26 protein-coding genes and 1 pseudogene are annotated in these 25,149 nt (G+C 39.6%); 11 read left to right on the plus strand and 16 right to left on the minus strand.

Features of this window, described 5'->3' with window-relative positions; translation table 11 throughout:
- Positions 1-48: 48 nt before the first annotated feature.
- A complete protein-coding gene (locus O99_RS04275) occupies positions 49-1,362 on the minus strand; it encodes a M48 family metalloprotease (RefSeq protein ID WP_456061746.1) in 1,314 nt (437 codons plus the stop codon).
- 345 nt (positions 1,363-1,707) lie between these two features.
- Between O99_RS04275 and O99_RS04280 the strand changes: the two genes are divergently transcribed.
- Complete coding sequence (locus O99_RS04280) at positions 1,708-2,343, plus strand: thiamine diphosphokinase (protein ID WP_035006532.1); 636 nt, start codon at positions 1,708-1,710, stop codon at positions 2,341-2,343.
- A 320-nt stretch (positions 2,344-2,663) separates the two neighbouring features.
- On the opposite strand, the gene O99_RS07225 is transcribed toward O99_RS04280, so the two are convergent.
- Complete coding sequence (locus tag O99_RS07225) at positions 2,664-2,888, minus strand: GvpL/GvpF family gas vesicle protein (RefSeq protein ID WP_153300835.1); 225 nt, start codon at positions 2,886-2,888, stop codon at positions 2,664-2,666.
- A 4-nt stretch (positions 2,889-2,892) separates the two neighbouring features.
- Between O99_RS07225 and O99_RS04290 the strand changes: the two genes are divergently transcribed.
- Entirely contained in the window at positions 2,893-4,716 is a 1,824-nt protein-coding gene (locus tag O99_RS04290) for an ABC-F family ATP-binding cassette domain-containing protein (RefSeq protein ID WP_035006536.1), read from the plus strand.
- Here the strand turns inward: O99_RS04290 and O99_RS04295 are convergent.
- Entirely contained in the window at positions 4,713-4,970 is a 258-nt protein-coding gene (locus O99_RS04295) for a DUF2312 domain-containing protein (protein ID WP_035006538.1), read from the minus strand. The genes O99_RS04290 and O99_RS04295 overlap by 4 nt on opposite strands.
- Positions 4,971-5,296: 326 nt before the next feature.
- Between O99_RS04295 and O99_RS04300 the strand changes: the two are divergent.
- Positions 5,297-5,761, plus strand: a pseudogene (locus O99_RS04300) (DUF1036 domain-containing protein); the annotation flags it as partial.
- 340 nt (positions 5,762-6,101) lie between these two features.
- On the opposite strand, the gene O99_RS04305 reads toward O99_RS04300, so the two are convergent.
- A complete protein-coding gene (locus O99_RS04305; RefSeq protein WP_035006540.1) occupies positions 6,102-6,467 on the minus strand; it encodes a cell division protein ZapA in 366 nt (121 codons plus the stop codon).
- A gap of 11 nt (positions 6,468-6,478) precedes the next feature.
- A complete protein-coding gene (locus O99_RS04310) occupies positions 6,479-6,754 on the minus strand; it encodes a DUF4164 domain-containing protein (protein ID WP_035006542.1) in 276 nt (91 codons plus the stop codon).
- Between the two features lie 312 nt (positions 6,755-7,066).
- Here O99_RS04310 and tkt point away from each other — a divergent pair, with 312 nt between their 5' ends.
- The 4 genes from tkt to O99_RS04330 all read left to right on the plus strand — a co-directional run bounded on the left by tkt (position 7,067) and on the right by O99_RS04330 (position 12,602).
- Entirely contained in the window at positions 7,067-9,073 is a 2,007-nt protein-coding gene (gene tkt, locus O99_RS04315; protein ID WP_035006544.1) for a transketolase, read from the plus strand.
- Positions 9,070-10,077, plus strand: coding sequence for a type I glyceraldehyde-3-phosphate dehydrogenase (gap, locus tag O99_RS04320; RefSeq protein ID WP_035006546.1), 1,008 nt, complete (start codon positions 9,070-9,072; stop codon positions 10,075-10,077). Before tkt ends, gap begins: the two co-directional genes overlap by 4 nt.
- Positions 10,078-10,297: 220 nt before the next feature.
- Positions 10,298-11,491, plus strand: a complete 1,194-nt coding sequence (locus O99_RS04325; RefSeq protein WP_035006782.1) for a phosphoglycerate kinase — start codon at positions 10,298-10,300, stop codon at positions 11,489-11,491.
- 79 nt (positions 11,492-11,570) lie between these two features.
- The gene (locus O99_RS04330; RefSeq protein WP_035006547.1) at positions 11,571-12,602 is read left to right on the plus strand and encodes a class I fructose-bisphosphate aldolase; all 1,032 of its coding nucleotides are present in this window, start codon (positions 11,571-11,573) and stop codon (positions 12,600-12,602) included.
- 294 nt (positions 12,603-12,896) lie between these two features.
- On the opposite strand, the gene tolB is transcribed toward O99_RS04330, so the two are convergent.
- From tolB to O99_RS04385, 11 genes are all read right to left on the minus strand, one after another.
- Positions 12,897-14,219, minus strand: a complete 1,323-nt coding sequence (gene tolB / locus O99_RS04335) for a Tol-Pal system beta propeller repeat protein TolB (RefSeq protein ID WP_035006548.1) — start codon at positions 14,217-14,219, stop codon at positions 12,897-12,899.
- A 37-nt stretch (positions 14,220-14,256) separates the two neighbouring features.
- Complete coding sequence (locus O99_RS04340) at positions 14,257-15,408, minus strand: hypothetical protein (RefSeq protein ID WP_035006549.1); 1,152 nt, start codon at positions 15,406-15,408, stop codon at positions 14,257-14,259.
- Between the two features lie 76 nt (positions 15,409-15,484).
- Entirely contained in the window at positions 15,485-15,937 is a 453-nt protein-coding gene (tolR, locus tag O99_RS04345; RefSeq protein WP_035006550.1) for a protein TolR, read from the minus strand.
- A gap of 11 nt (positions 15,938-15,948) precedes the next feature.
- Positions 15,949-16,662 carry a protein TolQ gene (gene tolQ / locus O99_RS04350; protein WP_035006551.1) on the minus strand — a complete coding sequence of 238 codons (714 nt, stop codon included), beginning with the start codon at positions 16,660-16,662 and terminating at the stop codon, positions 15,949-15,951.
- 146 nt (positions 16,663-16,808) lie between these two features.
- Entirely contained in the window at positions 16,809-17,279 is a 471-nt protein-coding gene (gene ybgC / locus O99_RS04355; RefSeq protein ID WP_051668860.1) for a tol-pal system-associated acyl-CoA thioesterase, read from the minus strand.
- Complete coding sequence (ruvB, locus tag O99_RS04360; RefSeq protein ID WP_035006552.1) at positions 17,272-18,354, minus strand: Holliday junction branch migration DNA helicase RuvB; 1,083 nt, start codon at positions 18,352-18,354, stop codon at positions 17,272-17,274. The genes ybgC and ruvB overlap by 8 nt, the downstream gene beginning before the upstream one ends.
- A complete protein-coding gene (gene ruvA, locus O99_RS04365; protein ID WP_035006553.1) occupies positions 18,354-19,001 on the minus strand; it encodes a Holliday junction branch migration protein RuvA in 648 nt (215 codons plus the stop codon). Before ruvA ends, ruvB begins: the two co-directional genes overlap by 1 nt.
- Positions 18,998-19,180, minus strand: coding sequence for a hypothetical protein (locus O99_RS04370; protein ID WP_035006554.1), 183 nt, complete (start codon positions 19,178-19,180; stop codon positions 18,998-19,000). Before O99_RS04370 ends, ruvA begins: the two co-directional genes overlap by 4 nt.
- The gene (ruvC, locus tag O99_RS04375; RefSeq protein WP_035006555.1) at positions 19,177-19,686 is read right to left on the minus strand and encodes a crossover junction endodeoxyribonuclease RuvC; all 510 of its coding nucleotides are present in this window, start codon (positions 19,684-19,686) and stop codon (positions 19,177-19,179) included. The genes O99_RS04370 and ruvC overlap by 4 nt, the downstream gene beginning before the upstream one ends.
- 208 nt (positions 19,687-19,894) lie before the next feature.
- Positions 19,895-20,413: a DUF1465 family protein gene (locus O99_RS04380; protein ID WP_035006785.1), complete on the minus strand. Its 519-nt coding sequence runs from the start codon at positions 20,411-20,413 to the stop codon at positions 19,895-19,897.
- A gap of 179 nt (positions 20,414-20,592) precedes the next feature.
- Positions 20,593-21,714, minus strand: coding sequence for an OpgC family protein (locus O99_RS04385; protein ID WP_035006556.1), 1,122 nt, complete (start codon positions 21,712-21,714; stop codon positions 20,593-20,595).
- A gap of 105 nt (positions 21,715-21,819) precedes the next feature.
- Here O99_RS04385 and O99_RS04390 point away from each other — a divergent pair, with 105 nt between their 5' ends.
- The 4 genes from O99_RS04390 (at position 21,820) to O99_RS04405 (ending at position 24,978) form a co-directional block, all read left to right on the plus strand.
- A complete protein-coding gene (locus O99_RS04390; RefSeq protein WP_035006557.1) occupies positions 21,820-22,503 on the plus strand; it encodes a thiamine phosphate synthase in 684 nt (227 codons plus the stop codon).
- Positions 22,500-23,534 carry a tetratricopeptide repeat protein gene (locus O99_RS04395; RefSeq protein WP_035006558.1) on the plus strand — a complete coding sequence of 345 codons (1,035 nt, stop codon included), beginning with the start codon at positions 22,500-22,502 and terminating at the stop codon, positions 23,532-23,534. The genes O99_RS04390 and O99_RS04395 overlap by 4 nt, the downstream gene beginning before the upstream one ends.
- Before the next feature lie 76 nt (positions 23,535-23,610).
- Complete coding sequence (efp, locus tag O99_RS04400; protein ID WP_035006559.1) at positions 23,611-24,183, plus strand: elongation factor P; 573 nt, start codon at positions 23,611-23,613, stop codon at positions 24,181-24,183.
- Between the two features lie 3 nt (positions 24,184-24,186).
- Positions 24,187-24,978: an inositol monophosphatase family protein gene (locus tag O99_RS04405; RefSeq protein ID WP_035006560.1), complete on the plus strand. Its 792-nt coding sequence runs from the start codon at positions 24,187-24,189 to the stop codon at positions 24,976-24,978.
- The last annotated feature ends 171 nt before the right edge of the window (positions 24,979-25,149 follow it).

The raw sequence follows: 25,149 nt of genomic DNA on the forward strand, positions 1-25,149 counted from the left end.
ATTAAAATTATCATTGTTGAATGAGGAAGCAAAAATATTTTTCTGCATTCATTCAGAAATGATTTTAACATATGAGCTTTCAAGAAGAGTTTGTGTTGGTGACAGTCCATTAATCACCCGAAAGAGTTTTTCTTTGTGTGGTGTATCTTGCATTTTATCCGAAAGGCTTAAAATTGTATCTTTCTGTTCAACGCGGACGATATGAATCTTTAAAGGGGGTAATTTCCTCAGCTCTTGAGGAGAAAGGGTGTGAAAACTTTCGGTTGTATTTTTTGCGATAGCTTCAAAATTTTTGGAATGATGAGGGGCAGCTGTTAGAAAGCGGAAAACACGATTTTTGATGGGAATAACAACTATATCAAATTGCCATTGTTTATTAGTCGCATGGGCATGGGCTGCAGGTAAGCCTTGAATTATTATTGGTTGAACAGAGGTTTCATCAAGTCCAGAAACCCAACCGCTTTTCAAGTAATCGCTTGCAGATATGTTTGTTGGAAAAGGGATGGCATCAAAACGAATAGCAATTTTATCTGGACCACTTGCAATGACAGCTGGAGAAGAATTGTTTATGGTAAAATTGGTTGGAACTGAGAAAGTGACGCCCCATTTTGGATGGACAAATTTATTCTCTCGTATATATCCTTTTTCAGGGTTATCTCCAAAAATCATGTTATCAAGGCTCTTAAGAAAGGTATCACGATCAGTGTTTTTAGTCTTAGGATCAGATGCGCTTATTTGATATGCTTTATTAATAGCTAGGCGAATTCGTTGTGGGGTTGTAGGATGGTGGGATAAAAAGTCTAATGAATCATTCGTTGTTCCGGAGATGTTGCGAAAAGCTTTATAAGCTTCCATGGATTGCAAAAAGCGTGGAAAAGCAAATGCATCATATCCAGCATGATGGAGCATTTCAATTCCAATGGCATCAGCTTCAAGTTCCTGATTCTTTGAAAATTGAGCCAGAGTTTGTTCTGTTTTTACAGTGTTGTGCAATTTCATGTCAGAGGATAATTCAACATGTGAGGACGTGTTGTTCGTGTATTTCAATTCTACTTTTTTTTGTAGGCGTAAGATACCATGATTAGCCGTAATATGCGCTATTTCATGTGCTAAGACAGCAGCGACTTCTGAAGAGTCATTAGCAAGTGCTAGCATTCCACGGGTTACATAAATATAGCCACCAGGTAACGCAAATGCATTTACATGGGCTGAGTTTAAAATTGTAACATGATAGGTTTGATTGGGGTTGTGTGAAACGGCAACGAGTTTTCCTATAATTTTTGCTAACATACGCTCAAGTTTTGGATTATTATATTCCTGACCATAAGTTTTTAAAATGCGGGGATGTTGTGTAGCACCCAATGTGGCATAAACATCATTGTTGTTGGAATGAGTCGTTTTTATAGGGAAATCTGAAGGATGTAAGTGATTATTCCCTTTAAATTTTATTTGGCATGCGACAAGGAAAAGAGAGAAGCTTACGAAAAATATTCTATAAATTGTGTGGTAAGAAAAGAATTTTTTTGGAAAAAATCTGAATCCTTGAATCATTGCTTTTTTCATTTTTTATTATTTCAACTTTCAGCTTTAAGATTTTGTTTGCACTTTATATTTAAGAATTTTTATAAGGATTCTTGAGATGTTTTCATGATTATAATCTATAGCAGTAATATATTAAAGGACGTTTTATACAAGGCATAATATGGCATGAAAACATTTACAATATTATTAAATGGCGACATTTGCGTTACGCAACGTTTACGTGATCAAATTCGTAACAGTCGCGTCATTGCTGCTGATGGGGGGATACGTCATGCTGAAGTATTATGCGTTGTCCCCGAATTGTGGTTAGGGGATTTTGATTCTTCTGAGCAGGATTTATTGCAGAAATATAGCCATATTGCACAGGAATTTTTTCCTTCTGATAAAGACGCAACCGATAGCGCATTAGCTTGTGAGCGCGCTTTACAGGAAGGTGCTCAACGACTTATTTTATGTGGTGCTTTTGGAGGAGAAAGAAGTGATCATACTTTATCTCATATGACTCAAGCAATAGCAATGGCAGAGAAAGGCATTTCAGTGTTATTGACCAGTGGTTGTGAAGAAGGATGGCCAATCATATCAAACTCTTTTTCTTGTGATTTGCCGAATGGATGCTTGTTTAGTATTATTGGATTTTCTGATTTACAAGGTTTAACAATGTCAGGGGTTAAATGGCCATTGTTAGACAAAAATGTGCCTTTTGGATCTTCTTTAACACTCTCTAACCGTATTTGTGGAACTTTTTATTGTTATTTGTATTCTGGTAAAGCTATATTATTAGCGTCTATACCTGTTTCATAGAGTCTTTTTGTCTGTGTAAGGCAAGTCGTTTATATGTATGAGATAAGTAAAAAAGCAGGAGCAGGAAAATCAGGGGGACTGATATAATAGTATAACGTGATTTTAGACTTTAAAGTAGAAAAAGAAAGGGTTTAATATGTTAAAACCAGTTTTTACAATGGCAGTTATTGCAGCTGTTGGGTTGAGTTCAACAGCATGTACAATGTCTGAACGAAAAATTACAGAATATGGTGTTGGAGGTGCTGCATTGGGTGCTTTAGCTGGTGCGGCGCTTGATGGTGGAAAACTTGGCGCAGTAACGACAGGTGCGGCTGTTGGTGCTATTGCAGGAACCGTAACAGGTGTTGCTGCAGTTCAAAGAAAAAATCAAAAGAAAATGGTACAACAGCAAGTGATTCAACAGTCTGGCTTATGCACCTATCGTGATGGAAAAGGGTATGTGTATAAAGCACCTTGTACTCATCAGACACCACATCAGATACCACAATTGTGCACTTATACTGATCAAAGAGGACAACGTTATCAGGCTCCTTGCCATTAATCATGTGAATGGCTATTCCACTTCTGCGGCTTGATCGTATTTTCTTAACCTTTGGAGGGCATCCTTTACTCGATCAGGTGAGTTTATCAATTGGTCAAGGTGAGCGTATAGCTCTTGTGGGCCGTAATGGGTGTGGAAAATCGACGCTTTTAAAAATTGCTGCTGGATTATTAGAGCCGAGTGGAGGCGAGGTTTTTCGCCACCCTCTGGCGACGGTCCATTATGTGTCGCAAAACCCTGATTTTTCAGGATTTGATGATGTTAATGCTTATATACAAGCTGGTTTAAATGAGACTCACGATAGGCAGTGGGTCAACACTCTTTTGGGGAATTTTGGTTTTTCGGGTACAGAAAAAGGAGAAACCCTTTCTGGAGGAGAAAAACGTCGTCTCTCATTATTACAAGCAATTGCAGTGCAACCCGATATTTTGTTGTTGGATGAACCAACCAATCATCTTGATTTACCAACGATCGAATGGTTAGAGGGTATGTTATGTTCTTTACGATCAGCGATTGTGGTTATTTCGCACGATCGGAGGTTTTTGGAAACGGTGACGCGTTCAACAGTTTGGATTGATAGGGGCACAGCTAAAAGGGTTGAAAAGCCTTTTTCTGAATTTGAAAAATGGCGTGATAAAGTGCTCGAGGAAGAAGCGCGTGATCAGCATAAATTGAACCGTCAGATTGAACGAGAAGAACAATGGTTGCGTTATGGAGTTACTGCACGACGTAAGCGCAATGTACGGCGATTAGGAGCGTTAAAGGAATTGCGTCAGCGTTCTCAGACCTATAAAGGACCTCTCGGAAATGCCTCATTTGAGGCGTCTAAAAGTCAAGAATCTGGGCAACTTGTGTTGGAAGCGAGGAAGATTTCAAAATCTTATGGGGATCGTATTCTCGTTAAGGATTTTTCATGGCGTCTTCAACGGGGGGACAGGGTAGGCTTGGTTGGCCGAAATGGTATTGGAAAAACGACATTGCTTTCTGTTTTGATAGGGCAGGAGCCTGCGGATCATGGAATCATAAAGCGGGGATATAATTTATCGATGGCCTTGCTTGATCAACAGCGTACTGTCAATGAAGAAGAAACATTAGCGCAGTATTTAACGGGAGGCAGAGGCGATACTCTTTTAATTAATGGGCAAGAGAAACACGTTGTTTCTTATATGAAAGATTTTTTATTTTTACCAGAACAAGCACGCACGCCGCTGAAGGAGTTGTCAGGCGGTGAAAGAGCGTGTTTAATGTTGGCACGTCTTTTGTCTCAACCTGCAAATTTTTTGATTTTAGATGAGCCCACCAATGATCTTGATATGGAAACACTTGATCTTTTACAAGAATTTATTGCTGATTTTCCTGGAACAGTTTTGCTGGTAAGTCATGATAGAGATTTTTTAGATCGAACTGTATCTCATATTTTAGCGCCTCAAGGGGATGGTCATTGGATCTTATATGCTGGGGGCTATAGTGATATGGAGGTGCAAATAAAAAAAGCTGCGCTTCCTTTGCGTAAAGAGTCGCAAAAATTAACAACTCTGGAGCAGAAAAAACAAACATCATTACGTACAAAAACAGCACCCCGTAAATTATCCTATAAGCAAACATACGCTTTGGAAAAATTACCAGAACAGATTACTGTTTTGCAGAATGAAATCAAGAAAATTGAAGATTCTCTTTCTGATCCAGCGCTTTATTGTTGTGACAAAAATCGTTTTGAAGATTTATCCATAGCACTGGAAGAGAAGAAAAAGCTCTGTGCGCAAAAAGAAGAAGAATGGTTAGAACTTGAGCTTTTACGTGAAGAAATAGAACAAAAATGTCTCACTGATTAAGTCATCCCCAGGGCGTCTTTATAAAGTTGGATTACTGCTTCTTCTTCAATTCGTTGGTGATCTTCTTTTTTGCGGAGTCTTATGATGCTGCGGACTGCTTTACTGTCAAAACCAGATCCTTTAAGCTCCGTATACACATCTTTGATGTCATCAGAAATTGTTTTTTTTTCTTCTTCTAACCGTTCAATCCGTTCGATAAAACTACGCAGTTGATTAACGGATATAGCTTGTGTGGTATCAATCACATCGCTCATCGTATTCTCTCCGAATATATATATATTGTTTATTGGACTGTTGATAATAAACCCTTATTGGGGATGCCTTAAGAAGGGGTAGAGAGTCAAGCTCTACGTTTTTTTTTAATCTATTGATTTTAATTTTTTGTATAAACGAGTTGTCTACATTGAGATAAAGAGATCAAGGAGTAAAAAAGAGATAGAAAGAAATATAAAAAGAGATAGAAAGAAATATATAGAGTGCTATAATTTTGAAAAAAGAGAAAAATGGATATTTTATTTTCAATATTTGCCTTGTGAAAGTGAACTTATGAATTTTAAAACGAAGATAAGGAGCAAGGACTGTGCTAAAAGAGTTTAGAGTTTTGTTCTTCAATATTCTTTTTTTCTTCTCTGCTTTTGAGTGTGCGAAAGCTGATTTTCGCGTTTGTAATACAACGCAAGAGTCTGTCGGTATTGCTATTGGCTATCGTACAGTTTCAAATTGGGTTACTGAAGGTTGGTGGATTGTTCCAACAACAGAGTGTAAAACTTTGATCGATGGCCCCCTTGCATCACGATTTTATTATTTATATTTCGAAAACACGCGAAAAAAAGGGAGTGGGGTAGGGAAAGTTATGATGTGTGTCCAAGATAGCCAATTTACGATTGAAGGTATTCATAATTGTTTTGTAAGAGGGTTTCAAAGAGCTGAGTTTGAAGAAATTGATACCGGTGATCAAACCAATTGGATGGTGCAGCTGACCGATAAGCCTGTATCGCACGATTCAAGTGTACTCAAACCCACCCCTATATCTAACGCTTCACCATCTAAGGCGGCTACATCTGTGCCCCTGTTTGTCCCTTCTGCTGAGCCTCTTTCTTCACCTGTATCTATTCCTGTTCCTACACTTGCACCTTCAAAACCGTCATCTTCATCATAAAATATATCGTTGCATAAAGTGTCAGTCGCTTTTTTCTTGCTGATATTTGGATCTGTTTTCATGAATGACAAACTTTTTAAAGCTACGATAAAAAGCTTAATTCTTAAATATGAAAGAGTGTTAAAGGAAATAAAGTCTTTTCTCTTGGTTGAGAGGAGGCTCACTGGGTCCTTTGTTTATGTGTTAGTACGGTCGTTTAAGGATCCAGATAAGCATATATTTTGTTTTATTCCTGTAGAGAAGATTCCTCTTTATTGTCTTTGAGTAATTGATAGGTGATCTTTTCAATTCTTTTCGTTGTTTCTGTTATAATTTTATCCATCATACAGTCTTTTTTCTTATTTTCTTCGAGAAGAGCTTTATAACTTTCTTGTAATTTTTTATTTTCTCGTTTTATTTCTTCCATTTCATCTATGATCATAATACCGGCCATAAGGGAGAGACGCTGATCACCAATTTCCCCAAAGTTTTTTTTAAGATGTGCAATATATTGATCCAATTTAGCAGCGAGCTGAATGAGATATTCTTCTTGCCCTGCATCGCAGGCCATACGGTAAGTTTTGCCATCAATCGTGACAGAAACGGTTTCCATTTTTTAAACCTTTATCGATCAACTACAACACGAATTGTTTCCATAACTTTAATCAGACGTTTAGAAACGTCCTTGTTGATTATGGTCAATCGTTCCGTCTGCGCTTCGGATTTATCAAGTTCTTGAGCAAGACGACTACGATCCGCATTCATTCGTTGAATTTCTTCTTCCCATTCGTTGCTTTTATCAATAATAGTATTGTGATTGATAACAGCAACTTCTAAATTTCTGAGTGCTTTTTCCAATTGTTCTAGAGCTTGTGGTAAAATAACAGTCTCTTGATTCATAATGAGTGCATTCCTTAACAGTCATTTATGCAAAAACGAATCACTTATATTCTTTTTGCATCTTTTTCATTTTTAAAGATATAGGCTATTTTAGCAAGCAAAGCAGAAGATTGATGTGAATTAAAAACTGGATTATTTGACATTATAGGCAGAAGTGTGGTGTGCATAAGGATGATAAGGAAGGATGTTCTTTTAGTTGATATGAGGTATAGGTGCAAAGTGTGCGCGTATTTTAAGAATTAACCGGCATAAGAACGGCATAAAGAATGATTAAGATAAAAGTAAATTTTACAAAAAAGTGGTCTATTATTTATGACAAATAACGAACAACAAAATCAAATGGCCCATGCCATTCGTTTTCTTGCTATTGATGCAATTGAAGCTGCTCATTCTGGTCATCCCGGTTTACCAATGGGAGCTGCGGATATTGTTACTGTTCTTTACACAAAATTTTTAGCCTATGATCCTAAAAATCCACATTGGCCTAACCGTGATCGCTTTGTTTTATCTGCAGGGCATGGGTCAATGTTACTGTATGCTCTCTTGTATCTTTCTGGTTACGAGGATGTCTCTTGTGAGGATTTGCGCAATTTTCGCCAAATAGGATCTAAGCTCGCCGGTCATCCAGAATATGGACATGTCGCTGGGGTTGAAACAACAACTGGTCCTCTCGGTCAGGGGCTTGCGAATGCTGTCGGAATGGCATTGGGAGAACGCTTGCTCAATGCCCGTTTTGGGGAGTTAATTTGCCATTATACTTATGCTCTTGTGGGAGATGGGTGTTTAATGGAAGGGATTTCTCAAGAAGCGATAACCTTAGCAGGACATTTAAAACTCAATAAGCTGATTGTGTTTTGGGATGATAACGATATTTCGATCGATGGGGCTATTTCATTAACCGATAGTACAGATCAAATAGCGCGTTTTAAAGCATCTGGCTGGAATACTATCAAAGTGAATGGGCACAACCAGGCTGCTTTAACGCGGGCTATTGAAGCGGCACAAGCTTCTTGTAAACCGACGTTAATTGCTTGTAAAACAACGATTGGTTTTGGAGCGCCTAATAAAGGTGGAACGAATAAGGTTCATGGCTCTCCTTTAGGAGCAGAAGAAATTGATGCAACCCGTAAAGCTTTGGGGTGGGAAGAAGAACCCTTCGTTGTGCCGGCTGATATTCTTGATAGTTGGCGTTTGGCTGGTTTGAATGCTGCAAAAAAACGAAAAAAATGGGAAGAGAAATTTCTTGCTTTATCTGTTGCAGAGCGGGTTGAGTTTGAGCGATTGATGCGTGGTGATCTAATCGGAAATTTTGAAAATGCTGTTGATGCTTATAAACAAAAATTGACTGTTGAATGCCCTGCTGTTGCAACCCGTAAGGCCTCTGAAATGGCGCTCGAAGTTATCAATGAGGTTGTTGAGGAAACAATTGGTGGTTCTGCTGATCTTACTGGATCTAATAATACCAAAACAAGTCAGATGAAAGCTATCTCTGCAGAGGATTTTTCAGGACGCTACCTCCATTATGGAATTCGTGAACATGCTATGGGTGCGATGATGAATGGTCTTGCACTTTATGGTGGTTTTATTCCTTATGGTGGGACCTTTTTATGTTTTTCAGACTATATGCGTCCTGCAATGCGCCTGTCGTCTCTTATGGGATTGCGGGTTATTTATGTCATGACCCACGATTCAATTGGTTTGGGTGAGGATGGTCCTACCCATCAGCCAGTAGAACATTTAGCAACATTACGTGCGTTACCGAATCATTTTGTTTTTCGGCCAGCGGATGCTGTTGAAACACTCGAATGTTGGCAATTGGCTTTAAAATCAAGAAAAACACCTTCTACTTTGGCTTTAAGTCGGCAAAATTTACCTCTTGTCCGTCAAGAATATATAAAAGAAAATCTCTGTATGTTTGGGGCATATGAATTATTAACAGCCAGTGATGATGCTCAAGTTACACTCTTTGCTTCTGGTTCAGAGGTGCATATTGTTGTCAAAGCGCACTCTGTTTTAGAAGAAAGTGGGATTCCAACACGGGTGGTTTCTGTCCCTTGCTTTGAATTATTTGCACAACAATCTGCTGCGTATCAAAAGGCACTCATTGGTGATGCTCCAATTAAAATTGCTGTTGAAGCAGCTATTCAACAAGGGTGGGAGCGCTTTATTGGCTGTGATGGAGTCTTTGTTGGAATGGAGGGATTTGGAGTCAGTGGGCCAGGTGATGCCCTCTATGGGCATTTTGGCATTACCTGTGAGGCTGTAGTGGCAATTGTTAAAGAAAAACTTGAAGAGATTAATAAGGAAGTGATGATATGAGTGTTCGCGTTGCAATTAATGGATTTGGACGGATTGGACGTAATATTTTACGGGCTGTCGTTGAAAAAAAACGCCAAGATATTCAGATTGTGGCGCTTAATGATTTAGGATCGGTGGAAGCAAATGCGCACTTATTGCGCTACGATTCCGTTCATGGGCGTTTTCCTGCTCCTGTGAAGGTGGTGGGGGATAGTTTGGATGTTGGATGTGGTGCGATTAAAGTGATCGCTGAACGTGATCCGGCACAATTGCCGTGGAAGTCTTTAGATATTGATATTGTTCTCGAATGTACGGGGCGTTTTACAGCGCGTGATAAGGCGTGTCTTCATTTAGATGCAGGGGCAAAGCGTGTTTTGGTTTCTGCACCTTCTGAAGGGGCTGATTTAACCGTAGTGTATGGAGTCAATCATCAGGCATTGAGCAAAGAGCATCGTGTTGTTTCGAATGCTTCTTGTACAACGAATTGCTTGGCTCCCGTTGCACAAGTGCTCCATCAAGCAATTGGAATCGAAAAAGGGTTTATGACAACGATTCATTCCTATACCGGTGATCAGCCTGTTTTAGATACAATGCATAAAGATCTTTATCGTTCGCGTGCTGCAGCTCTTTCTATGATTCCCACATCAACAGGAGCTGCTAAAGCAGTGGGATTAGTTTTACCAGAACTAAATGGTTTGTTAGATGGTGTGTCACTGCGGGTTCCAACACCCAATGTTTCTGTTGTGGATTTAACGTTTACTGCTAAGCGTTCTACGACTGTTGAAGAAATTAATGCGGCTATTCGGATGGCTGCTGAAGAATCTCTAAAAGGAATTTTGGATTATACAGAGGAAAAACTTGTGAGTAGTGACTTTAATCATGATCCACATTCAGCAATTTTTCAGAATGATCAAACCAAAGTGATTGATGGAACATTGTGTCGCGTTTTGGTTTGGTACGACAATGAGTGGGGTTTTTCAAATCGGATGAGTGATACGGCTGTTGCTTTTGCCAAAACATTGTGAAAGAAGGATTTTTGATCCTTGTTGTCGCATAAAAAAGAGGGTGTTTTGAAAAAAATCTGATGTTTTTGAGGAGCATCAAAAAATATTTTAGCGCAAGAAAAATGGTGAAGGAGTGCTATGAAGGCTTTGAATATATAAAGAACTGATGAACAGTGAGCTAAAAGTGCACGCCAAAGGAAAGAAGAGTGTTTTCAAGGATAAAGAAGAAGAGAAAACAGTTATGGAATTTCAAACACTCGATGATGTTGATGTAACAGGAAAACGCGTGCTGGTGCGGGTGGATTTTAATGTCCCTATATTGAACGGGAAAGTGTGTGATGCAACCCGGATTGAAGGCCATAAAGACACACTTGTTGAACTTCAAAAGCGTGGGGCTAAGGTTATTATCCTGTCTCATTGTGGTCGTCCCAAAGGACAAGTTGTTCCAGAATTTACCGTGCGTTCTGTCGTTGAGGTGCTCGAAAAAATCATAAATCAGTCGGTTTTATTTGCAAGTGATTGTATAGGGGAGGTCGCTCAAAAAGCAGTCAATACAGTACAAGAGGGGCAAATTCTTTTGCTTGAAAATGTGCGGTTTTATCCGGGAGAAGAAAAGAATGATCCTTCTTTTGCTCAAGCTTTAGCGCACAATGGGGACCTTTATGTGAATGACGCTTTTTCTGTTTCTCATCGTGCTCATGCTTCAGTAGAAGGGATTACACATCTCTTACCTTCTTACGCAGGGAGGGCGTTGCAGAAAGAATTGCGGGCATTAGAAAAGGGTTTGGATCGTCCGATGCACCCAGTGGTAGCGGTTGTTGGAGGGGCTAAGGTTTCTAGTAAGCTTTTTGTTCTTAATCATTTGGTTGAAAAGGTTGATTATTTGGTTATTGGCGGTGGTATGGCCAATAGTTTTCTAGCAGCACAAGGTGTTTCTGTTGGTCAATCATTGTGTGAAAAAACGCTGATGACAACAATAAAAGAAATCATTGAGAAAGCACAGAAAAATCACTGTACACTCCTTTTACCTTTGGATGTCATTGTTGGATTTCATTTCGCAAAAGAAACACCGCATCAGTGTTATGCTCTTGAGGATATTCCTGAAGAAGGAATGATCTTGGATATTGGTCCTCGTTCTATTGCACATATTCAAGCAGCAATTGATAAGGCAAAAACGCTTGTCTGGAATGGTCCACTTGGTGTTTTTGAAATGTCTCCCTTCGATCAGGGAACGGTGACAGTTGCACGGTATGTTGCAGAACGCAGTCAGCAGGGACAATTGGTATCCATTGCTGGAGGAGGAGATACAGTTTTTGCGTTAAATCACGCAGGTGTTGCCAATGATTTTACCTATCTTTCAACAGCAGGTGGGGCGTTTTTAGAATGGATGGAAGGGAAAGGTCTTCCTGGAATTCTCGCTCTTCAGCATGTATGAAGGGAAAAGCATCCGATGACTTCAGCAAATGGGCTGATCGGTTATTGATTTTATAGCGTGGAAAAAGAGGAGCTTGATTATGAGTGAGCGTCTTGAAGATATTGCAGTTTCTCTGGTTCGTCCGGGAAAAGGCATTTTAGCAGCCGATGAAAGTACAGCAACGATTGGAAAACGATTCCAAACCATTGGTGTCGAATCTACCGAAGAAAATCGTCGGGCTTATCGTGAAATGTTGTTTTCAGCAAAAGAAGCAATGGAAATGGCTATTTCTGGTGTGATTTTATTTGATGAAACAATTCGTCAAAAAGCATCAACAGGGCAAATGTTAACAGATCTCATTCGTCATACTGGTGCTGTGCCAGGCATTAAAGTTGATACAGGGGCTAAGCCTTTGTCTGCTTTTCCTCAGGAAACAATTACAGAAGGATTGGATGGTCTGCGTGAGCGATTGAAGGATTATTATGCGTTGGGTGCGCGTTTTGCTAAGTGGCGTGCGGTGATTGCAATTGATGAACATTCTTTGCCAACAAGGGGTGCAATCAATCAAAATGCTCAAGCTTTGGCACGCTATGCTGCTTTGTGTCAGGAAGTTGGACTCGTGCCAATTGTGGAGCCTGAAGTTTTGATGGATGGTCCGTCGCGTCAGCATTCAATTGCTCGCTGTTTTGAAGTAACACAAACAGTTTTAAAAAGAGTCTTTGAAGAATTATTTCAAGCACGTGTTCTTTTGGAAGGCATGATTTTAAAACCTAATATGGTTATTGATGGCAAGGATGCACGCAAGGCTTCCGTTGATGAAGTCGCTGAAAAGACAGTTCGTGTTCTAAAACAAACTGTTCCTGCTGCTGTTCCAGGAATTGCTTTCCTTTCTGGAGGGCAATCCGATGAAGAAGCAACAGCGCATTTGTCTGCTATGAATAGTTTTGGTTTATTGCCTTGGAAATTGACTTTTTCTTATGGACGTGCGCTACAAGCTGCAGCTTTGAAAGCATGGGGTGGAAAAGCCGAACAAAGCGCTGCGGCACAAAAGGCTTTTTATCATCGTGCGCGCATGAACCATTTGGCGGCTTTAGGACAGTGGACAAAAGAACAAGAACAGTCTTGTGCATAATGAAAAATAAAGGAGAAGATAAAAACAAATTTTAGATTGTCTTCAATCCCTGTCCTTTATGATGGAAATGATAGACAGGGGTTTTAGATGTATAATTTTTCCTTCTTCTCAAGGGGTGTATTCTTTAGTAAATACCCTTCTTCGTGGTTTGAGCAGTATTGATCGGGGGAATTTGTCTGACCGAAACAGCACTGATACAATCCGTTGTGTATAAAGAGAAGGCTGCAGACCGTAAGAGTAGTTTTGAGAGTTTATTTAAAAGAGAATAGTCTCTTTATTTGTCCTTTATCCTTTTTATTGCATATTGAGGAGAGGAGACCATGCTGGGTCAGAGGCATCATTTGGAGTGGGCAAGAGGCGTTCATTGCGTCCGGTAATATCAATTGTGTAAATTTTTGAGCCTTCTCCTGGATTTTGACGAAAGAACATCAGTACTCGGCCATTGGGTGCCCATGTAGGACCTTCATTATGGAAACCTGTTGTTAAAATGCGCTCGCCTTTTCCATCAGGATGCATCACGCCAATGGAAAATTGACCCTGAAATTGTTTTGTGAACGCAATATAATCCCCGCGCGGAGACCAAATAGGTGTGGAATAGCTTCCTTCATTAGAAGAAATACGTTGGAGATCACTGCCGTCTACGTTCATCGTATAAATTTGTGGTTTTCCATTCCGATCAGAGGAAAAAACAATTTTAGTGCCATCTGGTGAATAAGAGGCTGATGTATCAATCGCTTGGGTTGCTGTTAAACGGGTCATTTTCCGTGTGCGTAAATCCATCGTATATAAATTAGCACTTCCATTGTTTTGTAACAAACTCATAATCACCTTTTGTCCATTCGGAGAAAAGCGGGGAGCAATGGTCATGTTATCAAAACTTCCAATCAATTCTCTTTGTCCTACTTCCATTTGCTGGAGATAAACATGAGGTGTTTTGTTTTTCCCATAAGCCATATAAGTGATTTCTTGTCGCTTAGGAGAAAAACGTGGCGTAAGGATAAGTTCACTGCCATCGGAAAGATAGATTAAATTTGCTCCATCTTGATCCATAATTGCTAAACGTTTGATACGCGCATTCTGTGGTCCTGTTTCATCAATAAAGACAATGCGGGTATCAAAATAGCCCTTTTCACCTGTCATTTGGCTATAAATTTCATCTGCAATCATATGGGCAACACGGCGCCAGCGTTCCGTTGCTGTATAAAAGCGTTGTCCTTTGATTTGTCGCTTGCCTGCAACGTCCCATAAACGGAAATCAACTTTAAGCCGTCCATCTGTTTCTCTATAAATTTTTCCTGTGACTAATCCTTGAGCGTTTATTTTTTTCCAATCAGGAAAGTTTGGTTGTTGATCGGGATTAGGTGTTATTTCAGGAAAAGAAGATTTCTGCAGGGGAAAAAAAAGGCCTGATCTTTCGAGATCTGCTGCAACGACAGCTGCAATTTTAATGCCTAATGAATCGTGAGAAACAAAATCCGCGACGGCAATGGGAATGGGGTTAAAATCAGCCTTTGCAATCGTGCCTTTCAGCTGTGCATATGAAGATGAAAAACCGGAAAACCATAAATATACACTGAAAAAAAACAAGGAAGAAATTATACGTTTTATCACAGTCATGTGGTCTTCATCCTTTCTTTATATCAAAACTGTTGTTTTATGGTGCTGTTTCTTGAAAAGGATCAACATTAAAATCAAAGCCTTGTCCCCATAAATTATATTGATCACGGGGAAGATTTTCATAGGGTTGGCACGAAAAAACAGCAGCATAAACTTGTTGTGTCATGATAGCAAGCTGACTTTCTTCACCTTTGAGAGGATCGATCTTTGGTTCGCCTATCACATTTCCATTATTATTTAAATAAAATTGTAAACGCACAACAGGGCGATTGTTCAACTTCCCTCCGATAGCAACAAGTTTGAGCTTTTGTTGAATACAGGTGCCTACAATATTAACGAGTGTTTGTGCTTTTTTTTCGGAATCACCAATATTTTTTTGCGCACCTAAAGCTTCTGGTTTGTTGGAACGTTTTGCACCTCCCCCTTGGGTTTTTGCACGATTAATAAGCTGTGTTTTTTCCATTGCTAAAATGTCTTCAATCGTTTGTTCTCCTTTGGGAGGAGATTTTTGTGCCTTTTGAAGATGAGAAGAGTCAACCGGCTTTTCCTTTGGTTTAAACGATGGGACAGGAATAGTGTCTGGAAGCGTCATTGTTGGTGTTGATTCATGAGGGCTTTCCTCAGTAAGTTCTTCTAGTATTTTCTCAAGAGGATCTTCGGGCTTTGTTTGTTCTAAAGCTGTAGGAGGAACTGTTTGGTCTGTTGATTCCGGTTCTTGTGGCAGTGTTTTCACTTCATTTTTTGTCAGTTCTGGTACTGGGTGGAATAAGGCTTCTGTTTCTTTTGTTGTCAAATTTTGCGTTTTTAGGGATGTTTTAGGGATATCCGATGCATCTTGTTGTCCAAAAGAAGAAGGTGTTGCATCCATAGATTGCACTTTTTCTTTTGGCTGAAAGGGCGCTTGAAGATCCATCGTTCCTTCACCAAAATGACGCGCATCTTCTTTTTCTTGTGGTTGCGTCGTTGGTTTGGGAGCAGAGTCTTCAAGAGGAGGAGCGTTCGATGAGCCCTCTTGAACAGCAAGCTCTTGGTCAAGAGAAGATAAAGTAATCGGAGCCATTTCTAAGGGGTGTTGCATGAAAGGAGAAGAGGGAGTGAAGTGTATTATTCCCCAGCTGAAAAGAATGAAATGCAGTGCAAATGATAAAGTTAAACTTTTCTTCATGCCGTGATGAGAGCCTTTTTCCATTTGTATGCCTTGCTGTTTTGTTTTTTACTCTTGCAAGGAGTTTTGAGATAGATAATGCAACAGTTTATAGAGAATTTTATTGTCCTAAACTGGCCAAAGCAACCTGCGAAAAACCTGCTTTTTGAATATGTGCTAAAAGTTGCAAAACTTGTTGATATTCAACAGTTTTGGCGGCACGGACAAAAATACGTTTGTTCTTTTGCTTAGGATCCTCGGCTAAGAGGGCTTTGAGGTGATCAATCAAAGCTTCTTTTGTATCGTAGTAGTTTTGATTGATAGCTAAACGCCCTTGGGCATCAAGCGAAACCGTTAAGGGGGTGCTTTCCATTTGCACGGGTCCTGCTTGGCTGTGGGGGAGATCAAGAGGAACACCGTTTACCAAAAGAGGAGCGGATACCATAAAAATAATCAGTAAAACGAGAATAACATCGACAAAAGGTGTAACGTTAATTTCGCTCATTAAAGAAGTGCGTGAACGGTGCCGTCTACGTGTCGTTTTGTGAGCGGAAGAAGCAACAGATAGTCCCATAGCACACCTCTTTATAAGGATGAATTGTTGGATGTTGTTTCATCAATTCGCCGTGACAAAATTGTCGAAAATTCATCAGCAAAATTTTCTATTTTTGCTATAATCTGCCCACTTTCACTTGTCAATTTATTGTAAGCAATAACAGCGGGAATGGCCGCAAACAAACCAATGGCAGTGGCTAAAAGTGCTTCTGCAATGCCTGGAGCTACAATTGCTAGCGATGTATTTTGAGAGGCAGAAATAGAAAGAAACGAATTCATAATTCCAACAACGGTTCCAAATAAACCAATGAAAGGACCTGCAGATCCGAGAGTTGCTAAAAAGCCTAATCGTGATTCTATTTTTACACTTTCACGGCCTAAGGTTAGATCCATTGCTTTATCAATTCTAGATTGGAGGCTTAAGGGTGTGGGCAATCCTTTTGAGAGTGACTTTTTCCATTCCGTCATTGCGGCAAGAAAAACAATTGACATACTATTATTTCGTTGACTTTTATAGGTGCTGTAAAGGTCGTCTAAAGATTGTCCTGACCAAAAATTTCGCTCAAAATGGTGGATATCACGCCGTATTCGTCGATAAGAAACGATCTTATCAAAAATAATAGCCCAGCTCCATATAGAGGCAAAGATTAACCCAAGCATAACAGCTTTTACAATCCAATTGGCTTGCATAAATAGGCTTAATATTCCTATTGTTTCTGGACTTGCAAATTCTACTTGTGCCATGATCTTTTAACCTCTTCAATGAAAGATTCATTTCTTTACAGTCCATTACAGCATATTGTTTTATAGTTTCTAAATTTGACAAAACAAAGTTGCGTTTTTTTAACAAAAATGTCTAAAAAGTTTCTTTATTTTCTTCCAAGAGCAGTTTACCCTTTAAGGACTTCTGATCCAAGATTGCTTTTTAAAAGAGCAGAGGAGAGATTCTTAGGTAAACGGCGCGGTTTTGCTTCTTGATTAATGAGGGCAATTTCAACTTTTGCTTTAATTAAGGTCATTTCATTGCGCAAAATGATCTGATTCATAAAAAAGCGCGCCCCTTGAATGCTTTGCAGGGATGTTTTGATAGTCAAAAGATCATCAAGCGTGGCTGGTTTGGAAAAGGTGATGTCCATATGACGGACGACGAAAAATAATTTCTCCCCTTGGCTATCCGAGAGTAATTCATTGTTGTTAAATCCCATATCACGCAGAAATTCTGAACGTCCTCTTTCTAAAAACTCAAGGTAACGTGCATGATAAACAACACCGGAAAAATCCGTATCAGCCACATAAATTCGTGCTTGAAGAGTATGAGAAGAGGAAGAAGGTGATTGTGTTAAAGGTGTGGTTTTATTCATTGTCTTGCTCCCACAGAGAAGATTGAGAAGACGTCTTCGTTGATGAAGAAACCTTTTTGATTGATTCTGCTGTTGTGGGAGGACAAAGTCTTAAATGTGTCCAGGCTTTTTCTGTTAAAATCCTCCCACGTGCTGTTCGTTGAATAAAGCCTTGTTGAAGCAAGTAAGGTTCGATAATATCTTCAATTGCATCACGCGGTTCTGAAAGAGCCGCAGCAATTGTTTCAATCCCAACCGGCCCTCCTAAAAAAGTTTGCGCAATGAGGATGAGATAACGGCGGTCTAAAGGATCAAGGCCAAGATGATCAACTTCAAGACGTGAAAGAGCTGCATCAGCAATTGTATGATCAATTTTTTCAGCCTTTTTGACTAAAGCAAAATCACAGACACGTCGTAAAAGACGCCCTGCAATTCTGGGGGTCCCACGGGAACGGCGCGCAATCTCATGAGCACCATCATCACTGATCTGAACTGAAAAAAGACGCGCATTGCGTTGAACAATGTATTCTAATTCCTCTATGGTATAAAAATTTAATCGGATGGGAATGCCAAAACGATCCCGTAAAGGGGTGGTCAGTAATCCTAAACGTGTTGTTGCTGCAACTAAGGTAAATTTAGCTAAGTCAATTTTGACTGAACGAGCCGCAGGACCTTCACCAATGATAAGATCAAGTTGATAATCTTCCATGGCCGGATATAAAATCTCTTCGATAGCCGGGTTTAAACGATGAATTTCATCAATAAAAAGAACATCTCGCTCTTCTAGATTGGTTAAAAGAGCTGCCAAATCACCTGCTTTGGCAATGACAGGTCCTGAAGTCGAACGAAAATTAACACCTAATTCCTTTGCCATAATTTGTGAAAGTGTTGTTTTTCCTAAACCAGGAGGTCCAACAAATAAGACATGATCTAAGGCTTCATGTCGTGTCCGCGCTGCTTCAATAAAAATTTTTAAATTCGCACGGGCAGCTTCTTGACCAATAAAATCATCTAGGGTTTGAGGCCTTAAGGAGCGATCCGGATCGTTAGGAAGAGGGATAGATCCGAGAAGGCGGTGAGAATCATCTTTATGCATTATGCATTGTTCCCTTGATTTTGTGAGGAAAGAAGTTTGAGACTATGGCGCACAAGAAGTGCTGAGGAAATCGTTTCTCCTTTAAGAGCAGAAACGGCCGAAGCTAAAGCTGTGGCCGCTTTTTCATGATCAAAACCAAGCTTGATTAACGCTAATAAAGCATCGTTGGTTGGCTGATACTCCTCTTCTGAAGAAAAAGTCAAAGAAGACGAGAAAGCAAGATTCTTATTGTCTTCTTTAGAAAATTGAAGCGTTTTGTTTTTGAGTTCGCTTACAATTCTTTCGCTGACTTTTTTGCCAACGCCTGGAGTACGACTGATCGTCGCAATATCGTTGAGGGTAATTGCTTGGGTGAGCTCATTAACGGATAAGGATCCTAAAATTGCCAATGCAACTTTTGCGCCAACACCCGGGACATTTTGTAAAAGGCAAAACCATTCTTGTTCAGATTTTGTTGCAAAGCCAAAAAGCCGAATCGCTTCTTCACGGACATGGGTTTCGATGAATAAACTGAGACTTTCACCTATGGCTGGTAAAGAAGAGTGAAGGCGGTTAGGGATAAAAATAATATATCCAACACCCTGCACATCGAGAATAATGTGATCGCTAAAAATATGTTCAAGAATGCCTTTGAGTTTCCCAATCATGCGCTTGCCTTTAAACGGTTAGAGGGACTTGTGTGTTGAGAACTATGGCAAATGGCAAGGGCTAGGGGCGTATTGCGTTTTCCAATCCTGCGCTTGCCTGTAGAGGGGTCAGAAGAATGTGTGTGTTGAGCGCTGTGGCAAATGGCAAGGGCTAGGGGTGTGTTGCGTTTCCCAATCATGCGCTTGCCTTTAGGCGGTAAGAAGGATTTGTGTGGTGAGCACTATGGCAAATAGCAAGGGCTAGGGCATCGGCTGCATCACTGCTATCAAATTCAGCTCGAGGGAGAAGAATTTTCACCATCATGTGAATTTGCTCTTTCTCTCCATGTCCCACACCAATAACTGATTTTTTGACTTTATTCGGAGCATATTCGGAAATAGGAAGACCTTCTTGAGCAGGAACAAGGAGTGCAATGGCACGGGCTTGACCAAGTTTTAAAGTGGTCGCAGCATTTTTATTGACAAAAACATGTTCAACAGCTGCTTCATGGGGCATAAATTGATGGACAACTTTTGAAAGCCCTTCATAAAGTTCACATAGTCTAGAAGCAAGGTCATTCTGCGCATTAGAGTGAAGTGTTCCCGATGCTACAAAATGGAGATGATTGCCGCATAGGTCAATCACTCCCCATCCTGTACGTCGAAGTCCAGGATCAATTCCTATGATGCGAATCGTGTCTACCATAAAATCCAGTTTATTTGATTTCTTAGTATTTTAATAGATGGAGTTAACGAATAGAACAAAAGAAGAAAATATAAAGTAAAGAAAGTTCAAAAATATTTGAAAAAAAAAGACAAAAATATAACCTTAAAAAATTGTTTTTTCTTTTTAAAGGCCTTTATAGAGAAAAATAGAAGAAGAAAGTTTAAGAGGGCATTAAGGGTGAAAGTGCTTAAAGGCGCTGAAAAGCTGTTTTAAGCAATTGAAGTTGTTTATTGACTGGATTGTTTTGAGATACAGTCTGTAAAGAAGTGTGTTTTTTATCATAGTTCATATGCTGCATTCTTTTTTCTAATCGAAGCGAGCGTTTGACAAAGTGACGAAAAACTTCTGGCAATTCTTTCCAGTGTGCAGATTTTGATTCAAGGGATGGGGTGGAAAGAGAGACTTTTGCGATCTCTTTTTGAATTTGTTCCGGCGACATTTCCCCTTCACGCTCGGCTCGAATTAATAAAAGCTGAGAAGCAATTTGCATTAAACGTGTACTCAAATACATTGCTTCTTTCCCATAAATTTCAGAGAGCTCTACCGAAAGATCGCGGGCAATTAAGCGACCTTCTGTATCAATATAAGTTGCTGTCTCTTCAATCAGGGCCATTGTTTCTTCATAAAGACGATTAAACACGTTCTCAAAGGCATTGTGTTCAATCATGACAATGGCTTGATTGTGTGGACGCTCATGTACGTTCACCACCTACTATACTCCAAAACTAGAACAATTTTGGGAACATTTAAAAAATAACACTACAGAAATTTCTTTTTTCAAATGCCTCCTGAAGGGTAATAAATACCTTTTTTAGCATTATTGTGCAATGTCCTTTTTAGGCTAAGGTTAATGAACTTGAAGGAGAAAGGTTTCTCCGTTTTTTTTTACAGTGAAGTGGAATACGCATTTTTGTTTTCATAATAATAAGCGATCATAAATTGAAGACAGAGGCCACTCATGATCAAAAAACTATCCCATATAAATGTACTGTTCATTGCCGTTTTTAAAATCTGTCCGCACATAGCAAAAAGAGTTCCAGTTACAAAAACCGGTAAGCTCTGTTTTCCTAAAATCGCTAAGGGATGTCGTGTTGAGACATGAAGCTTTTGATGTATCCAAGGAAGACAAATAAGCAAAGAAGATAAAGAAAGAATATGCAACAGACGTGGGAGGCTTAAAAAAGTTTTATTGAAATTAATCAAAGGGGAAGACCAACTAAGCCAACTAAAGCTTCCCCACCAATTTAAGCGTACCCATAACAGAGAAAAAACAAGATAGATGATAGAGAATGTCAACAAAAAAGGGCGAAAGGGAATCGATTTCTTCTCTTTGAGAAAGAGAGTCGTTGTGAGGCCAATAACAAAGAGAAATTGCCATGAAAGAGGATTTAAAAACCATTGCCCTTGAAGAGGATAAGAAGGAGGCGCAATTCTATAAAGGCCACAGAGAACATAAAGTGTGAAGGAGGTGAAAAGAAGAAGCCCCTTGTGCCGACAGCTCAAATAAAGCATAAAAGGCCCGAAAATCATGAAAACAACGTAAAGCGAAAGAATATTGTTATAGCCAAGTTGATGACCAAAGCTTAAAATACTCAAAAATGCCAGAAAAGGGTCTGTAAAAAATAATCCTACGTTATTCATAGAGGTGAATTTCTCTAAATGCCACAGGGAAAAAGCTCCCCAAAAAAGGCCTAAGGTGACAAAAGTAGTAAAGAGATATGCTTTATAAAGGTGAAAAGCTCTTCTCCAAAGTTTGCTCATCAGAGAAGAAAAAGGTAACTTATACCAACGCGCATGAAAGCTAAGTCCAAGTGAAACGCCTGAAAGAAGGACAAATATTTCTGCTGAATCAGAAAAACCAAAGTTTTTATGGGTGAGATGTTCATAAAATGTACCAGGAATATGGTTGATGAAAATTGTCAACAGCGCTAAAGAACGACAAACATCAATCCGTGTATCACGGGGAATCTGTAAATTATGATGAGAAGACGTTCTAGAATATGTCATGAAGGGGCCCTTAAGGTATCAAATAAAGAGTCTGTTTTTAAAAGCGCATGACCATAAAATGGTTTTTAAGTGTGAGTCGTGCAATGCAATGTTGAAAGATGCAGGATGACAAAACAAAAAAGTGAACCAATTGTGCAATGTCTTTCTCCTCAGTTGATTTTGACAGTCGATGTCCGTCGTACACTCAATCCTGTTTTATTTCGTCAGATTTTGCAAACGCAATCTTTTGTTTGCGTTATTTTGTATGATTCGCAAGGGGAAAAAATGGGGGAAGAGCATTTGCAAAAGAGTGGACACCTCTATGCTCATGATATTCAGCAGAATGGCGCAGCTTTGATTATTGCTGAGCAAAGTCGTGTTGTCGGCCGGATCAAGGCGGATGGTTTGCATTTAGAAAGCCATTTTAATCTTTCCCAAGTTATCGAAAACTTGAAAAAAGAAAAAAAAATAATTGGTTGTGGAAATTTTCAGAATCGCCACTCTGCAATGGTTATCGCTGAAACAGGCGTTGATTATCTTTTCTTTGGAAAATTAGGTGCCGACAAAAAACCTCGTGCCCATCCTCGAAATATTCAGCTGGCACAATGGTGGGCAGAGATTATGAACACGCCCGCCATTATTCAAGCGGGGAGTGAATATGCATTTTTTGATGAAACTTTGGAAACCGCTTGTGAATTTATTGCCGTGGAAGAAATGATTTTTATGCAGGATGATCCTTTGAGGGTGCTTGATATGATAAAAGAAAAATGTCAAAATGTTCTTCTACGGACGGAGAGGGAAAAGTCATGAATAAATTTTACAGGGTATTTATTCTGGGAACAATCGCATTTGTGATGGCTTTTGGAAGTTCTTCACAGGCTCAACAGGGAGGGCAAATTGTAGATATCTCTCAAAATATTCAAGAGGCTCAAAAAATTGTGATGCCTTTAGAAGCCGGTCAATATGATGAAGCCTATGATTATTACACCAAAGGGTATTATGTAAAAGCTTTTCGTGCCGCGCTCATGCGTGCCGAACACAATGATCCAATTGCTCAGACTTTGTTAGGGCGAATGTATATGGAAGGATGTATCGGACCTGTTGATGGGAAACAGTCCGCTTTGTGGTTTGAACGCGCTGCAAATCAAGGAGAACCACAAGCACAGCTCCGTTATGGTTTGATGTTGTTTGATGGAAAATTCATCGAAAAAAATATAAATCTTGCCGAAGAATTCATTCAAAAAGCAATGCATGCTGGTGTTAGAGAAGCTTATTTTTATGCTGGGCAAATTCACCTTTATAGAGCCTTGCACGAAAACAAAGCATCCGAGGAGGAAGATGTAAAAGAGAGTGATGTAAAAAGTCGAGAAAATGAGAGCATAGAACAAGCGTTAATATGGTTCTTAAAAGGTGCTTCTCTTGGAGATCCTGAAGCAGCTTTTGCTGCTGCGAAAATTCTTTCTGTAGGCACTTTTACAATCCCCAAAAATGATGATAATGCGCGCAGACTTTTGGAAGTTGCAGCACAAAATAAACATTTAATGGCTCAAGTTATTTTGGCACAATGGTTGTTGCAGGGACGTGGAGGAGAAAACGATTTTCAACGTGCTTTTAATTTATTTTTGGACAGTGCACATAAAAATATTGTGGTCGCACAGGTCAATTTGGCAAAGCTTTATCGCGATGGGATTGGGACAACCGAGAATCTCATTATGGCTGCTGCGTGGTATTTGATTGCAAAAGTTCAAAAAGCAAAAATTCCCGATCTTGAAACCATGATTGAGAGGATGGATAGAGATCAATTACAAAGAGCAGTGCAACAAGCAAAAAAATTGATCTAATAATTTTTAGAAGGCATTTAAACGAAAGTTTAAAGTTTTGAGGTCTCTTCTGTTCTTATCAAATTGGAGATGAACAATGAAAATTAATGGAAATGAAATTCGACCTGGAAATGTGATTGAACATCAAGGAGGTTTATGGGCAGTTGTGAAATGTAATGCCGTTAAACCAGGAAAAGGAGGCGCATTTAATCAGGTTGAAATGAAAAATGTGATCGATGGTACAAAGCTGAATGAGCGATTTCGTGCCGCTGAAACCGTTGAAAGAGTGCGACTCGAACAAAAAGATTTTACTTTCCTTTATCAGCAAGGGGATGTTTTGGTCTTCATGGATTCACTTTCCTATGAACAGCTCGAATTGCAAAAAGATTTCGTCGGCGAGCGTGCTGCTTTCTTAAACGATGGAATGACCGTGACTGTAGAGCTCTACCAAGAAAAACCCATTGGGGTATCTCTGCCCGATCAAGTAACTGTAACCATTGCTGAAGCCGATCCCGCAATCAAAGGACAAACCGTTACCTCTTCTTACAAACCAGCTGTGCTTGAAAATGGAATTCGTATTCTTGTTCCTCCTTTCATTAATTCAGGAGAGCGTATCGTTGTGGATACCAATGAGTTGAGTTATGTACGTCGTGCAAATGAAAAAGGATAAGAGATGGCTCATTCTGCAATCATGCATATTATGGTGCAGGCCGCTATAAAAGCAGGCCGTTCTTTGGTGCGTGATTATGGTGAAATTCAAAATCTGCAAGTATCTTTGAAAGGCCCAGGAGATTATGTAAGCCGAGCAGATTATAAAGCTGAGAAAATTATTTTTACTGAATTGAGCAAAGCAAGACCAAAATTTGGCTTTCTGATGGAAGAGTCTCAGGAAATTATCGGAGAAGATTCTCAGCATCGTTTCATTGTTGATCCTTTGGATGGGACAACAAATTTTTTGCATGGTCTTCCTTTTTTTGCTGTTTCAATTGCTTTAGAACGTCAAGGGCAGATCGTCGCTGGTGTTATTTATAATCCTATTCTTGATGAGCTCTTTACTGCTGAACGTGGCTGTGGGGCTTTTCTCAATGATCGCCGTTGTCGTGTCGCAGCACGACGCCAATTGGAACATTGTATCATCGCTACAGGGGTACCTCATTTGGGATATCCAAATCACGGAAATTACTTGGTGGAATTACGCAATGTAATGGCTGGAGTTTCTGGAATTCGTCGTTTCGGCGCTGCTTCTCTTGATTTGGCTTATGTGGCTGCTGGAAGGGTCGATGGCTTTTGGGAAAATCATCTTCAGATTTGGGATATGGCCGCTGGACTTTTGATGATTCGTGAAGCAGGTGGATTTGTAAGCGATAAAGACGGCGGGCAAGATATTTTTGATAAAAAAAATATTGTTGCTGGTAATGAGATTATTCACACCCAATTACGAAAAATCCTCAAAAAAGGAACGTGATAAAATACAAACTTTTTACAGAGGAAAGCAGCTTTTACAGAAGAAAGAAAAGCGAGGCTTTACGAAAAGTAAATGTCTGGCGAGAAAAATGGGGATGGTTTTCTTTTTCGTTTGAGTATTGATCAGCGTTGTTTGAAGGGAAGCACAAATCAGTTGGCATATATTCTTTAG

Source organism: Bartonella rochalimae ATCC BAA-1498, assembly GCF_000706645.1.
Classification (GTDB): Bacteria; Pseudomonadota; Alphaproteobacteria; order Rhizobiales; family Rhizobiaceae; genus Bartonella; species Bartonella rochalimae.

What these genes read in the sequence shown, in the direction of transcription:
- O99_RS04280 (WP_035006532.1), top strand. Translation starts at nt 1,708, where the DNA reads ATGAAAACATTTACAATATTATTAAATGGCGACATTTGCGTTACGCAA.
- O99_RS07225 (WP_153300835.1), bottom strand. Translation starts at nt 2,888, where the DNA reads ATGATTAATGGCAAGGAGCCTGATAACGTTGTCCTCTTTGATCAGTAT.
- O99_RS04290 (WP_035006536.1), top strand. Translation starts at nt 2,893, where the DNA reads ATGGCTATTCCACTTCTGCGGCTTGATCGTATTTTCTTAACCTTTGGA.
- O99_RS04295 (WP_035006538.1), bottom strand. Translation starts at nt 4,970, where the DNA reads ATGAGCGATGTGATTGATACCACACAAGCTATATCCGTTAATCAACTG.
- O99_RS04305 (WP_035006540.1), bottom strand. Translation starts at nt 6,467, where the DNA reads ATGGAAACCGTTTCTGTCACGATTGATGGCAAAACTTACCGTATGGCC.
- O99_RS04310 (WP_035006542.1), bottom strand. Translation starts at nt 6,754, where the DNA reads ATGAATCAAGAGACTGTTATTTTACCACAAGCTCTAGAACAATTGGAA.
- tkt (WP_035006544.1), top strand. Translation starts at nt 7,067, where the DNA reads ATGACAAATAACGAACAACAAAATCAAATGGCCCATGCCATTCGTTTT.
- gap (WP_035006546.1), top strand. Translation starts at nt 9,070, where the DNA reads ATGAGTGTTCGCGTTGCAATTAATGGATTTGGACGGATTGGACGTAAT.
- O99_RS04325 (WP_035006782.1), top strand. Translation starts at nt 10,298, where the DNA reads ATGGAATTTCAAACACTCGATGATGTTGATGTAACAGGAAAACGCGTG.
- O99_RS04330 (WP_035006547.1), top strand. Translation starts at nt 11,571, where the DNA reads ATGAGTGAGCGTCTTGAAGATATTGCAGTTTCTCTGGTTCGTCCGGGA.
- tolB (WP_035006548.1), bottom strand. Translation starts at nt 14,219, where the DNA reads ATGACTGTGATAAAACGTATAATTTCTTCCTTGTTTTTTTTCAGTGTA.
- O99_RS04340 (WP_035006549.1), bottom strand. Translation starts at nt 15,408, where the DNA reads ATGGAAAAAGGCTCTCATCACGGCATGAAGAAAAGTTTAACTTTATCA.
- tolR (WP_035006550.1), bottom strand. Translation starts at nt 15,937, where the DNA reads ATGGGACTATCTGTTGCTTCTTCCGCTCACAAAACGACACGTAGACGG.
- tolQ (WP_035006551.1), bottom strand. Translation starts at nt 16,662, where the DNA reads ATGGCACAAGTAGAATTTGCAAGTCCAGAAACAATAGGAATATTAAGC.
- ybgC (WP_051668860.1), bottom strand. Translation starts at nt 17,279, where the DNA reads ATGAATAAAACCACACCTTTAACACAATCACCTTCTTCCTCTTCTCAT.
- ruvB (WP_035006552.1), bottom strand. Translation starts at nt 18,354, where the DNA reads ATGCATAAAGATGATTCTCACCGCCTTCTCGGATCTATCCCTCTTCCT.
- ruvA (WP_035006553.1), bottom strand. Translation starts at nt 19,001, where the DNA reads ATGATTGGGAAACTCAAAGGCATTCTTGAACATATTTTTAGCGATCAC.
- O99_RS04370 (WP_035006554.1), bottom strand. Translation starts at nt 19,180, where the DNA reads ATGATTGGGAAACGCAACACACCCCTAGCCCTTGCCATTTGCCACAGC.
- ruvC (WP_035006555.1), bottom strand. Translation starts at nt 19,686, where the DNA reads ATGGTAGACACGATTCGCATCATAGGAATTGATCCTGGACTTCGACGT.
- O99_RS04385 (WP_035006556.1), bottom strand. Translation starts at nt 21,714, where the DNA reads ATGACATATTCTAGAACGTCTTCTCATCATAATTTACAGATTCCCCGT.
- O99_RS04390 (WP_035006557.1), top strand. Translation starts at nt 21,820, where the DNA reads ATGACAAAACAAAAAAGTGAACCAATTGTGCAATGTCTTTCTCCTCAG.
- O99_RS04395 (WP_035006558.1), top strand. Translation starts at nt 22,500, where the DNA reads ATGAATAAATTTTACAGGGTATTTATTCTGGGAACAATCGCATTTGTG.
- efp (WP_035006559.1), top strand. Translation starts at nt 23,611, where the DNA reads ATGAAAATTAATGGAAATGAAATTCGACCTGGAAATGTGATTGAACAT.
- O99_RS04405 (WP_035006560.1), top strand. Translation starts at nt 24,187, where the DNA reads ATGGCTCATTCTGCAATCATGCATATTATGGTGCAGGCCGCTATAAAA.